This window comes from Streptomyces violens, from assembly GCF_000717745.1.
Lineage (GTDB): Bacteria > Actinomycetota > Actinomycetes > Streptomycetales > Streptomycetaceae > Streptomyces > Streptomyces violens.
In genome coordinates this window covers 104923-116939 of record NZ_JOBH01000004.1, presented here as the reverse complement: position 1 = coordinate 116939, position 12017 = coordinate 104923, and the positions used below count along the sequence as shown (strand labels likewise).

9 protein-coding genes and 1 pseudogene are annotated in these 12017 nt (G+C 69.7%); 4 read left to right on the top strand and 6 right to left on the bottom strand.

Features of this window, described 5'->3' with window-relative positions; all coding sequences use genetic code 11:
- Window positions 1-7: 7 nt before the first annotated feature.
- From IF04_RS36550 to IF04_RS0109205, 5 genes are all read right to left on the bottom strand, one after another.
- Entirely contained in the window at window positions 8-481 is a 474-nt protein-coding gene (locus IF04_RS36550) for a Pycsar system effector family protein (protein WP_051830949.1), read from the bottom strand.
- A gap of 107 nt (window positions 482-588) precedes the next feature.
- Window positions 589-1572 (bottom strand): hypothetical protein, encoded by a 984-nt coding sequence (locus IF04_RS0109220; protein ID WP_078600050.1) that lies wholly within the window; start codon window positions 1570-1572, stop codon window positions 589-591.
- Window positions 1569-3830: a hypothetical protein gene (locus IF04_RS0109215; RefSeq protein ID WP_063829452.1), complete on the bottom strand. Its 2262-nt coding sequence runs from the start codon at window positions 3828-3830 to the stop codon at window positions 1569-1571. Before IF04_RS0109215 ends, IF04_RS0109220 begins: the two co-directional genes overlap by 4 nt.
- On the bottom strand, window positions 3830-4768 hold the full coding sequence (locus IF04_RS0109210; RefSeq protein ID WP_030253365.1) for a hypothetical protein: 939 nt from the start codon (window positions 4766-4768) through the stop codon (window positions 3830-3832). The genes IF04_RS0109215 and IF04_RS0109210 overlap by 1 nt, the downstream gene beginning before the upstream one ends.
- A gap of 159 nt (window positions 4769-4927) precedes the next feature.
- Window positions 4928-5620 (bottom strand): Crp/Fnr family transcriptional regulator, encoded by a 693-nt coding sequence (locus tag IF04_RS0109205; protein WP_051831053.1) that lies wholly within the window; start codon window positions 5618-5620, stop codon window positions 4928-4930.
- Window positions 5621-5838: 218 nt separating this feature from the next.
- On the opposite strand from IF04_RS0109205, the gene IF04_RS0109200 reads away from it, so the two are divergent.
- From IF04_RS0109200 to IF04_RS0109185, 4 genes and pseudogenes are all read left to right on the top strand, one after another.
- Window positions 5839-7044 carry an EfeM/EfeO family lipoprotein gene (locus IF04_RS0109200; protein ID WP_051830947.1) on the top strand — a complete coding sequence of 402 codons (1206 nt, stop codon included), beginning with the start codon at window positions 5839-5841 and terminating at the stop codon, window positions 7042-7044.
- Between the two features lie 89 nt (window positions 7045-7133).
- Window positions 7134-8374: pseudogene (efeB, locus tag IF04_RS35615) on the top strand (iron uptake transporter deferrochelatase/peroxidase subunit).
- A gap of 91 nt (window positions 8375-8465) precedes the next feature.
- The gene (locus IF04_RS0109190) at window positions 8466-10352 is read left to right on the top strand and encodes a phospholipase C (RefSeq protein ID WP_030253358.1); all 1887 of its coding nucleotides are present in this window, start codon (window positions 8466-8468) and stop codon (window positions 10350-10352) included.
- Window positions 10353-10364: 12 nt separating this feature from the next.
- A complete protein-coding gene (locus IF04_RS0109185; protein ID WP_030253357.1) occupies window positions 10365-10787 on the top strand; it encodes an acyl-CoA thioesterase in 423 nt (140 codons plus the stop codon).
- 5 nt (window positions 10788-10792) lie between these two features.
- On the opposite strand, the gene IF04_RS0109180 is transcribed toward IF04_RS0109185, so the two are convergent.
- Window positions 10793-12004 (bottom strand): acetyl-CoA C-acetyltransferase, encoded by a 1212-nt coding sequence (locus tag IF04_RS0109180; RefSeq protein ID WP_030253356.1) that lies wholly within the window; start codon window positions 12002-12004, stop codon window positions 10793-10795.
- Window positions 12005-12017 lie beyond the last annotated feature (13 nt).

The window sequence follows — 12017 nt, the reverse complement described above, 5'->3', positions numbered from 1 at the left end:
CCATCCGTCAGCCCATCCGCAGGGCAGCAGCGAACTGGGGAAGCGCGACCAGCAGGAACGCGGTTCCCATCTCGATCCATCGGTACTTGGCGCGGATGATTTCACTGGTCTTCTGCAAGGACGCCAGCAGTGGGCGGGTCGGATCGTGCGCCACGCGTGCGAACGCGTGGCTGAGCCGGTCACCGTCCATGTCCGACGCGATGTGCTCGAAGTAACCGGGGCCGGCCGTACTGTGGCGCCTGCCGCCCCGTCGCCGGGGAGCGATGGCGCAGACGAAGCAGACGATGGCCAGCAGCGAGGTGACGACGGCACTCCACCAGAGGACTTCGCTCCTCCCCAGCTGGGTGACCGCTCCGTCGCCTGCTTTGTGGGTGACCGTGAGGAACGCACCCAGCACGGCGCCCAGGAAGCCGAGCAGCACAGCGGCCTTCGTGTCCGCGCGGGCGATCTCGACACCGTTCGCGGCCAGGAAGCGCTCCATGGCCGCCACCGTCTCCGGCTCGGGGCCGGTAACCGCGGGGGGAGTCTCCGTGGAGCGGCGACGGTGATCGCGTCGCACTCTGTGGAGCTGCAGATGCGTCCTCGGCGTCATAGCGGCCAGCCCTTGGGCATCTCGCTCGGCCGGCCGTTGAGTCCGGCAGGCGGCTGCGGGATGTCCGCGCGGAGCGGTCCCTGGCCGGGCACCGGCCGGCCGAGCGCGGCGAGCCGGTCCCGCAGCAGCCGGGAGAGTTCCGTCTGCTCCTCCTCGGTGAGCTTGCCGAGCAGACCGGCCATCTCGTCCTGCCAGGTGGTCTCCTCCCGGAGGAGGTTCGAGTTTCCCGCGACCCAGTTCAGTACGTCGCTGACCTGATCGGGCTGCGTGAGCAGCCAGAGAGCGGCGAGGGAGACCGGTCCGCTGCGTACCGCCTGGAGGCAGAAGTCGTACTCCTCCTTCCGGACGGACGACCAGGTGTATGGCGTGCCGCCGTCCGCTTGGCGGCCGAACAGGAACTCCTCCCCCCTGTCCCGGGCGCAGACGTCGGTGACCCGGTACGTGATCCCGCTGTCCTCCAAGGCATGCGGGGCAGCCAGGTGGTGCATCATCTCGGGTGCCCCGACGCTGTGCCCCTGGGCGGCGTGGGCCTCCTCCAGGTGGTGCAGTCGCCGCTCGAGGTCTCTGCGTACGGCATTCCAGCCGTTGGCCGTGCGGCTGCGTACGACCTCGGCAGGATCGTGCACCCACCACAGCACATGGGCATCGACCGGCTCCGCGCCGTAGGACGTCGGAAGGCCTACGGGGAGGACGTCCGACCGCTCGGTGAGCTGCACGTGGAAGGCGCGCTCATACCCGCCGAGCCGCCTGACCGCGGCAGCCGACTCCCCCGCGACCGGCTCCCGCGTCGCCGACAGAGAGGCCAGCACCGTCTCCACTCTGTCCTGCCGTCGCCGGGATCCGAGCACGCGGTACGCGCCGCCCCTGGTCTCCAGGACGAGTGCCCGGTCGCGCCGGCCGGACCAGCGGTGCTTGAGGATCTCCCGCCAGGGGGAGTGCGGGGCTGTGGTGTAGACGGCTGGGGCGGCTTCGCGGGTCACGGCGTCCTCCCGTGTGGTTGTGCGGAGTTCTGTGCGGGTGCGGGTTCGCCACGCCGCCAGGCGCCGAGTGCCTGGCGTGCGATGTGCCGGCCGGGCAGGTCGGCGTCGTCTTGCTGCTCCAGCACGACGAAGAGACGCAGGACTCCGTGCTGCATGTCCTGTGCCAGTGCCTCGAGCAGGATCTCCAGGGCGCCTTCCGCCGTCTCGCTCCAGGCCGCCTCGCGGCACCACGAGAGCACGGAACGCGATGTGGACCAGAAGAGATCGTCGTCGTTCAGGTTCCGGCGGACCATAGCAATGATCACGTCGGCGAACTCGCCGTCCGTGAGCAGTTGCTCATGGAACCAGCGGGCGTCCGACAGCAGGTCGGCGAAGGTCCTGTACGCCAGCTCGGCATCGGCGCCTTCACCGCCGGCCCAGTCGGCCAGGTGCTGGAAGACCGTCGCCTGACTGCCGGACGCGAACAGCTGTCGCACCGCCGTCCGCACGGCCCTGTCGACGAGGCGCTCGTCCTTGTCGTCCTGGTGCCGTCGCGGTACGTACCGCAACAGCTTCATCGCCTGGTCCGGCCGCGAGGCGCCGAAATCGGTGCCGCAGGCGTGCGCGACCGTGGAACGCAGCTGCCAGTTCTGCCCATGGCTCCACATCCTGAGGAAATGCTTCACCTCGCCGGCGAGCACCGGGTCATCGGCTGCCATCCCGAGCGCGTACGCGGCGATGGCCCTGCTGGTCATGCGGTCGGACTTCGCGAGGTCCCGGATGTGCCACAGCGCTCTCCGGCCGCCGCCCCAGCGCGCGGCCATGCCCATGACGCGTCCCACCGGCTGGGTCAAGTCCCGGTCCGCCCGGACACCGCCCATCCAGTCCGTCAGCAGTCCGGACAACTGGCCGTACTGCCGCCATACGTACTTGAGCACGGCTTCCGCCTGCCGATGGCGGGTGAACCGCACCGGCTCCACGGCGTAGATGTATCCGGAAGTCGACCGGATCTCCTGGGGCGCGCACTCGGCACGCACGGTCCGCAACAGACCGTCCAGTGACCGCCGGAACACGAACCGCGGGTTGGGTCGTGGTGCAGGCTGCCCGCCGCCCCGTCCGCCCTCGTCCTCGGTTGGCGGGAGCACGGAGCTGAGCCGGCCGTCCGCCAATTCCAGCAGCCGCTCGGCCTCTTCCCGTACGACGCGGTGGTCCACGCCCTCGAAAACACAGGCTGCCAGAAGGAACGCCAGTCCGTCGGCGTCGTCGAGGAGCTGTTGGAGCAGCTCCGGGACTTCCCCCTCGGCCAGGAAGCTCAGTCGGCTGCGGATGTCGTCGGCGCGTGTCGCCCCGTCAACTGTCTGCCCGTCAGCTGTCTGCCCGTCAGCTGTCTGCCCGTCAACCGTATTCACCAGCGCGGTCACCAGTTCGGCGACCTGACCGGGGACCATTTCCGGAGCCAGGAGTTCGTCCAGCAGGCCCGCGTCCAGGCCCACGAGCAGCCGCTCGCGCTCTCCCGGATGGGGCACCGCCGCCTCGAGACGAGCGTCGAACACGGCGCGCGGCGGGGGCGGCGTGCATCGCACCGGAGAGATGTGCAGATCGCGTTCGAGGCTCCGCAGGAGACCCGGGTCGTCCGGCAGCACGATCACCATGCATGCCCCGGCATCACTCAGCCGGGCCCGGAGGTTGCCGACCGCCCCGGCCTTCTTGAGGTACTCGGGGAACAAGCCGTCCACCAGGTACCCGCGGGCCCCGTTCCGGGTGGGGCGCCAGGAGGCGAGGTCGTCACTGTCCACCGCTCGCAGAGCCATGCTGTCGCTCTGCCGCCGCAGCAGGTTCAACGCCGTCGTACGGCGGCCCGTGCCGGGCTGCCCGGCGAGGAACAGCAGCCCGGTGCCGAGCTTCCGCAGCGCTTCCGGGAAGCACACGGGTTCGGCGAAGCCGGCCTGGGCCTCCAGGATCTCCTCCGCGGAGATGGGCCCCTCGTGCACCTCCACACGCCGGCCGCCCCCGCCGGCCGGTCCGCTGCGATTCTCGACGTGCTGGTCACCAAACATCGCGCCGTTGTTGACGTTGCCGCCAGGCACGTAGTAGATGAACTGATTGGGCGCACCCTCGGACTGGGGCAAGTCCCAGAGCCGGTCGAAGACCTCGCTGATGTCCTCGCTGTCCTCCGGGTCGTCGGTGTCGTCGGAGAGCTCTTCCGGCTCTTTGATTTCTTCCTCGGGCGATTTGCCCGCCCCTTGTTCCAGGGCCGGCCTCTCCCTCTCGCCGTCCATCAGCGGCTCTCATTCTTGTCGCCGTGCACCGTGTCGCCCTGGTTCCCGTGTACTGTGCCCGACTTGTTGCCCCCGACGTAGTCGCCGGCCACGTCGACGTTGCGCACGCTCTGACCGCCGTGCACCGTGCCGTGGTTGATGTTTCCGCGGTCGGCGCGGCTCGTCACCGTCCGGTACGACGGCCGCTGTCCGTTCCCCCGCTGCGTGTCCTCCTGCTGCGCACGCCGGGCCTCCTGGTCATCGACCACCCGCGCACCGAGGATCTTGCGATCGTAGAGACGCCCGGAAGGGACGGGCACGTACAGCCAGGCCCGCTGCTCGAACCGCTTGCCCTCCACTGTCGCCGGCACCTCGATGAAGTGGTCGGTGTGCCGGCCGGTGTAACCGCTCGCCACCGCGTCCTGGTAACAACGGTCGGAGAGGATGGCCGCCACCTGGGTGATGTTCTCGCTGGAAGCGGCGAGCATGGCTTTGACCGGACGGGAGTCCAGCAGTCGGTGGGTGTCGTTGCGCGGCGTGCCGTTGCCGTCGAACTCCTCTCCCGAATCCGGCAGTGGACCGATGTGCAGGCTCACACGGAGCCGGATGCGCACGGCACCGGCCGAGTGCACGTTGAACTCGGTGAGTACATCTTGGAGGGTGTGCAGCCATGGGTGGATGACGAAGGGCATGGCTCCCGGGTCGAAGCCGAACACATAGCCGTCACCGGTGGAGTCGGGGAACCTCCGGTCCTCCCAGACGTCGGACAGGCCGGCACGCGCGAACGAAGTCTGCAGGAGCTGCGGGATGGCACGGCTGATCTCCCCGTGCTGGACGGCCGCGTATCCGGTGAAGTCCTTGGCGTCGACGGCGACGATTCCCCGGTAGGGCGGCAGCCGTCGGCTTTGGAGGTTGGGTTGTGCCGTGGCTTCGGGCAGCGGCTGGCGGAGGTCCGACATAGCTGTTCCTTTTCGGAGTTGGTGGAAGGGGCAGGAGCACCTGCCCGCGGTTCGGGTCAGCCCGAAGGCCGACTCCTAAGAGATTCGCGGGAGTCCGGGTCCCGCTCCGCTCGCCCGGTGCAGAGACCGAGTGACGGCCGTCACATGACCGCTGAGAGGTCAGCCGTTCAGCGAGGCCGCGACCTGCCGCAGAACGGCCAGATCGTGAATGACGATGCGGGTGCGCCGAGCCTCGACCCGGCAGCACTCCAGCTCGGCGAGTTTCGACGTGATCGTGTTCCGGGACGTCTGGAGGTACTGGGCGAGCTCATGACGAGTGAGGGCCAGTTCCAGCGGCTGGTCCGGCCGCCCTGCCGCCTGCCCCGAGATGTCCGCCAGCCGTACCAGCACCGCTGCCAGCCGGGCCAGCACGTCGCCCCCACCGCGAGCCTGATCCGACTCCCGTAGCCGGGTGAGCGCGTACCGCACAAGGACGGGAAAGAGGTCGTGGCGGGCGGCGAAGCCGAGGAACTCCGTCTTGCTCAGCACGGCGACGACGCAGCTCGAGAGCGCTTCGACATTCGCCAGCCGCACCCCGTCGTCCAGCACGGCCACCTCACCCAGGAGCTCCCCGGGGCCGCGGAACGCGAGCAGTGTCAGGCCGCCGTCCCGCTCGTGCCGCACGACTTTGGCCACTCCGCTCAGCACGGCCAGCACATGTGTACCGGGCTCACCCTGCCTCAGCAACTGGCTCCCGGCGTGGTGCCGTCGGTGAAAACCATGACGGGCCAAATCGGCCCAGGCTTCCTCCCCTATGAAGTCACAGAGGGTCTGCCCTGGTGATCTCCCCGCTCCCCCACTGCTGTCGGCCATGGAACGACGATAGAAAATCTCGATCACTCGCGCAGGGGAACCGCACGATCATCCAGCGACCTGGGCCGGCTCACCCTCTTCCCCTCATTTCGTCCCCTCATTTTTACCTCAGCCAACATTGCGCCAAGTCTCCAGAAAATACGCAGGGGTGGTCTGGGGTGACGGGGAGTTGTCTGGCTGACTGTCCCGTGCGCCGAGACCTTGAGGAGATCCCACAGATGGCAGGAACGTCCGCGAAGTCCGTGGCGGTCGTGTCGATCGTGGTCGTGGTGGCTATCGCGGGAGGTCTGTTCGGAATGGTCGGCGGCCACTCTCCCGGGGACGGCGGCCGGCTTGTCGCCCACGACGGGCTGCGGCGCACCGGCGTCGAGGTCTCGACCGGCGGCTGTGGCAGTGGCTGGGAGCGGCCGCGTGCCGGGATGCAGGTTTTCGAGCTGCGGAACACCGGTTCGGCGGCGACCGAGGTGTACCTCAAGGACGTGGTGACCGGTGCGGTGCACGGTGAAGTCGAGGGGCTGGCGCCCGGGGCGAGCCGGGAGCTTCGGGCGGATCTGGGGAACGGTACGTACGCGTTCACCTGCATTCCCGACGATGCCACCGCGGCCCGCGGGCCCGCGCGCAAGGTGACGGGTGCCGAGGGGCCCGGCGGGCCGGCCGCCGTCCCGGTCAGCGTCCACGACCTGATCCCGCCCACGTTGGCGTACCAGAAGTGGGTGCGGGGGCGGATGGGCGAGCTGGTGACGCGGACGGACGCGCTGGCGGACGCCGTCGAGCGCGGCGATCTGCGGCGGGCGCGGACGGCCTGGCTGACCGCGCATCTGGTGTACGAGCGGATGGGCGTGGCGTACGGGACGTTCGGGGACGCCGACGCGGCGATCAACGGCACCACGGCCGGACTTGCGAACGGCGTCCACGACCGGGGGTTCACCGGATTCCACCGTGTGGAGTACGGGCTGTGGCACGGCGAGTCCGCGGCCGACCTGCGCGGTCCGGCGGGGCGGCTGGCCCGGGACGTGCGGGCGCTGCGGCGGGAGTGGGCCGATGCCCGGATGGATCCGCTCGACGTCGGGCTGCGTGCCCACGAAATCCTGGAGAACACCGTGCAGTTCGAGCTGACCAGCCGTACGGATTACGGCAGCGGCAGCAACCTTGCGACCGCTCGCGCCAATCTCGACGGGACCCGGGCTGTACTGGACCGGTTGCGGCCTCTGTTGAGGCACCGGGTGCCCGAACTGCCGGAGACGGAGCGGGCGTTGGATCGGGCGGGGAAGCAGGTGGGCGAGTACAGGAGCGGTGGGCGCTGGGTGCCGTTGGATCGGCTCTCGCGAGCGCAGCGGGAGCGGCTGAACGGGACGTTCGGCGATCTCGTCGAGGGGCTGGCCGACGTGGCCGCCGTGCTCGACGTGCGGAGGACGGTCTCGTGAGCGAGAGACTGAGCGAGAGAGTGAGCGGGGCGGGTACCAGGGCGGGCACCGGCTCGGATATCGGTTCGGGTGGCGGTGCGGACGGTGGCCTGGGCCGGCGGCGGTTTCTGTACGGTGCGGCCGCGGGGCTCGGTGGGGCGGCCGCCGGCGGGGCCGTTGTCGCCGCGGCCGCGGACAGCGACGAACCGGCGCGCGGCAACGCGCAGGAGGTGTCGGCCGCCGCGCGGGCCGTCCCCTTCCACGGCCCCCACCAAGCCGGCATCCTCACCCCCCCCCGCAGCGCAGCACCGCCTTCGTGGCGTTCGACGTACTGGCGGCGGGCCGGACCGAACTCGCCGACCTGCTGCGGACGTTGACCGAGCGGGCGCGGTTCCTGACCACCGGCGGCGTCCCCGCGCCGCTGGGCATCACCGCGCCGCCCTCCGACTCCGGAGTGCTCGGGCCCGATGTACCGCCGACCGGGCTCACCGTGACCGTGGGTGTCGGCGCCGCCCTTTTCGAGGAGGACCGGTACGGGCTGGCCGCGAGGAAGCCGCGGCGGCTGCGGGCCATGGAGACGTTTCCCGACGATGACCTGCGGCCGGAGTGGTGTCATGGAGACCTCAGCGTGCAACTGTGTGCGCCCGAGACCGACGCCGTTCTGCACGGGCTCCGGGACCTGGCCCGGCACACCCGCGGCGCGATGCAGGTGCGCTGGCGGCTGGACGGTTTCACCTCGCCGCCGCGGCCGAGTGGTACGCCGCGGAACCTGATGGGCTTCAAGGACGGTACGGCCAATCCGTCCGTGCGCGACCGGCGGGCGATGGACCGGCTGGTGTGGGTCGGGCGCGGCGCCGGTGAGCCGGACTGGGCGGTGGGCGGCAGTTATCAGGCCGTACGGCTGATCCGGATGCTCGTGGAGTTCTGGGACCGGGTCTCGCTCACCGAGCAGGAGCGGATGTTCGGTCGCGCCCGGGACACCGGTGCGCCGCTCGACGGCACCCACGAGCACGACACGCCCCGGTACGCACTGGATCCCAAGGGCGACTCGATCCCCCTGGACGCGCACATCCGGCTGGCCAATCCGCGTGCGCGTGACACCGAGGACCAGCGCCTGCTGCGCCGCGCCTACAACTACGACCGGGGCACGGACGCGAACGGCAACCTCGACATGGGGCTGCTGTTCTGCTGCTACCAGCAGGACCTGGAGCGGCAGTTCGTCACCGTGCAGAAGCGGCTGGCGGGCGAGCCGCTGACCGACTACCTCACTCCGTTCGGCGGCGGCTACTTCTACGCGCTGCCGGGCGTGCGGGACCGCGACGACTGGCTGGGGCGGACGCTGCTGGCCTGAGCTGCGCGGAAGTTCATATCACGGTGCGTCATATCACGGCGCGTCATATCGCGCGGTGCGTATTTCACGGTGCGACGGAAGGTGACAGGTGATGAGCAGGGCAGGGAAGGCGGCACGGCGGGCGGGCGGCGGCCGGAGTGGCATCAGATGGGCGGCGCTGCTCGGTACAGTTGCTCTCGGTGTGTGCGGTACGGCCGCGTCGGCGGGAGCGGCCCCGGCGGCCGGTGCCGGGCGGCACGGCGGTACTGCCACTCCGATCAAACACCTCGTCGTGATCTTCGACGAGAACATCTCGTTCGACCACTACTTCGCGACCTACCCCGAGGCCGCGAACACCGACGGGACGAAGTTCACGCCGGCCGAGGACACCCCGAAGGACATCGACAACCTGCGGACCGCCGGGCTGCTGGACGAGAACCCCAACCAGTACCGGCCCAAGCGACTGACTCCGGAGCAGGCGATGACCTGCGACCAGAAGCACGACTACAGCCCCGAGCAGTACGCCTACAACGGCGGTAAGGCCGATGAATTCGTGGAGAACACCGACTCGGGGAAGTGTTCCGGCGGGCTGTTCGGCGAGCCGGGGCTAGTGATGGACTATTACGACGGCAACACCGTCACCGCGATGTGGAACTACGCGCAGCATTACGCGCTCAGCGACCGCTCGTTCAGCACCACGTACGGCCCGTCCACCCCCGGCGCCATCAACCTGGTGTCCGGCCAGACCCACGGCATTGTCACCATCGATCCCCACTCCAGCACCGAACACCCCCGGCAGGCCGACAAGCCCGACCCCGGTGTCGTCTCCTCGCCGGACGCGAAGGGTGTCGGCACGATGACGCTCGACCCGGACCCGGCGTACGACGACTGCTCGGACAAGGACCACACCAGCGGCGACAACCTGGGAGCGATGACCGGACGCAACATCGGTGATCTGTTGAACTCCCGGCGAGTCAGCTGGGGTTGGTTTCAGGGCGGCTTCCGGCCGGGCACGGCGTGGGACGGCAAGAAGGGCCACTACGCGCAGTGTGCCGCGGTCACGCACACCAATGTCGGCGGTCAGGCGGTCGAGGACTACAGCCCGCATCACAACCCCTTCGCGTACTACAAGACCACTTCCAATCCGCACCACTTGGCGCCCCGTAACACCGCGGAGATCGGCCACGCGGGCCGCGCCAACCACAACTACGACCTCACCGACCTGCACGCCGCGCTGAAGGCCCGCACACTCCCGGCCGTCAGCTTCGTGAAGGCGCCGGCGTACCAGGATGCGCACGCCGGTAACTCCTCCCCCACCGACGAGCAGCACTTCCTCATCGACGAGATCAATCGCATCCAGAAGTCCGCGCAGTGGAAGGACACCGCGATCGTCGTGGCGTACGACGACTCCGACGGCTGGTACGACCACGTGTACGCGAAGCCGCGCAACGGTTCCAAGGACGGCACTCCCAACGACAACGGGCAGCCGACGGACGCGGCGGCCTGCCGCGAAGCCCCGGCGGCCGCCGGCGGCTACGCCGACCGCTGCGGCCCGGGCACCCGCCAGCCGCTCCTGGTCATCTCCCCGTACAGCAAGGTCAACCACATCGACCACACCCCCACCGAGCAGACCTCGATCACCCGCTTCATCGAGGACAACTGGCACACGGGCCGCATCGGTGACGCCTCCTTCGACTCCCGCGCCAACCCCCTGACCTCGATGTTCGACTTCGCCCACCCGAACAACAAGCGGGTCCTCCTCGCCAAGGACGGCTCAGTGTCCTCGACCGGTCCGATTCCCCCGGTCCAGCCGCTCGACCCGGCCGCCGCCCCGTCCGGCACCGATCCGGTACGCGCGGCAGCAGCCCCGGACACCGCGAATCGCCCCACCGAGACGTCTTCGCTCCCGCTCGGAATCGGCATCGGTGTCGCCGCCATCCTGGCCGCCGCCGGCACAGCCTTCGCCCTCCACCGCCGCCGCTCCCACACAGAGGGGTGAGAGGGTACGGACATGACAAAGCCATTCACGGTCCGAGTCACCGTTCGCGTCTACGAGACCGACACACAAGGGCACTTGAACGCCAACGTGTACCTGCAATACGCGGAGCACGCACGGTGGGAGCTGCTGCGTGCGGCGGGCATCCACCAGAGCGACCTGCTGGCGAAGGGGGTCAGCCCGGTCAGCCTGGAGAGCACGATCAAGTACCACCGCGAAGTGGTCGCCGGCGACGACATCGACGTGAGCTGCGCCTTCGTCTTCGGGGAGGGCAAGTCCTTCCGCGTGGAGCAGGCCATGACCCGCCCCGATGGCACTCTCGTGGCGGAGGTGTTCAACGTCGGCGGAATACTCGACCTGAACGAGCGCAGACTCGTGCCCAATCCCCGGGAGTACTTCCGCGGGGTCGCGGCCGATCCGGACGTGGCCGGGCTCTGACAGCGCTAGCTCACCCGTTCGAAGATCGCTGCCAGGCCCTGGCCGCCGCCGATGCACATGGTTTCCAGGCCGTAGCGGGCGTCGCGGCGGTGCATTTCGCGGGCCATGGTGGTGAGGATGCGGGTGCCGGTCGCGCCGACCGGGTGGCCCAGGGAGATGCCGGAACCGTGGACGTTCAGCCGCTCGAAGTCGGCCTCGCCGAAGTCCCATTCGCGGGTGCAGGCGAGCACCTGGGCGGCGAACGCCTCGTTGAGTTCGATCAGGTCCAGGTCGGAGATCTTGAGGTCCGCCTTCTCCAACGCAACGGCGGTGGCGGGGACCGGGCCGATGCCCATGATCTTCGGGGCCACGCCGGCCACGCCCCATGACACGAGGCGTACCAACGGACGCAGGCCGAGTGCGGCGGCGCGGTCCGGGTGTGTGACGACGCACATCGCCGCGGCGTCGTTCTGGCCGCTGGCGTTGCCCGCGGTCACGGTGGCCCCGGAGTCCTGCTTGCCCAGTACCGGGCGCAGGGCCCCGAGGGTCTCCATCGAGGCGTCGGCGCGGGGGTGCTCATCGGTGTCGACGACGGTCTCGCCCTTCTTCGTCCGTACGGGCACGGGGACGATCTCCTCGGCGAACACGCCGGAGCTCTGCGCGGCGACCGCCCGCCGGTGCGAGGTCACCGCCAGCAGGTCCTGTTCCTCGCGGTCGATGCCGTACTCGCGGCGCAGGTTCTCCGCGGTTTCCAGCATTCCGCCCGGCACCGGGTAGTTGCGGCCGCCCGCGGTGGCGCGGCCCCGGGCCAGGCCGTCGTGCAGTGTCACGCCCGGGCCCTTGACGCCCCACCGCATGTCGGTGGTGTAGAAGGCGACGTTGCTCATGCTCTCCGCGCCACCGGCGACGATCAGCTCGCTGACGCCGGACTGGACCTGCATGGCTGCCTGCAGTACGGACTGCAGGCCGGAGCCGCAGCGCCGGTCGACCTGCATGCCGGGCACGGTGATCGGCAGGCCCGCGTCCAGGGCGACGACCCGGCCGATGGCGGGCGCCTCGCTGGTCGGGTAGCAGTGGCCGAGGATGACGTCGTCGATCGTGGCCGGGTCGAGGCCGGTACGTGTCAGCAGACCCCGGAGCGCGACCGTGCCCAACTCGGCGGCACTCAGGCTCTTCAAGGAACTGCCGAAGCGGCCGATGGGGGTACGGACGGGCTCGCAAATCACGGCTTCACGCATGGTGTTGACACCT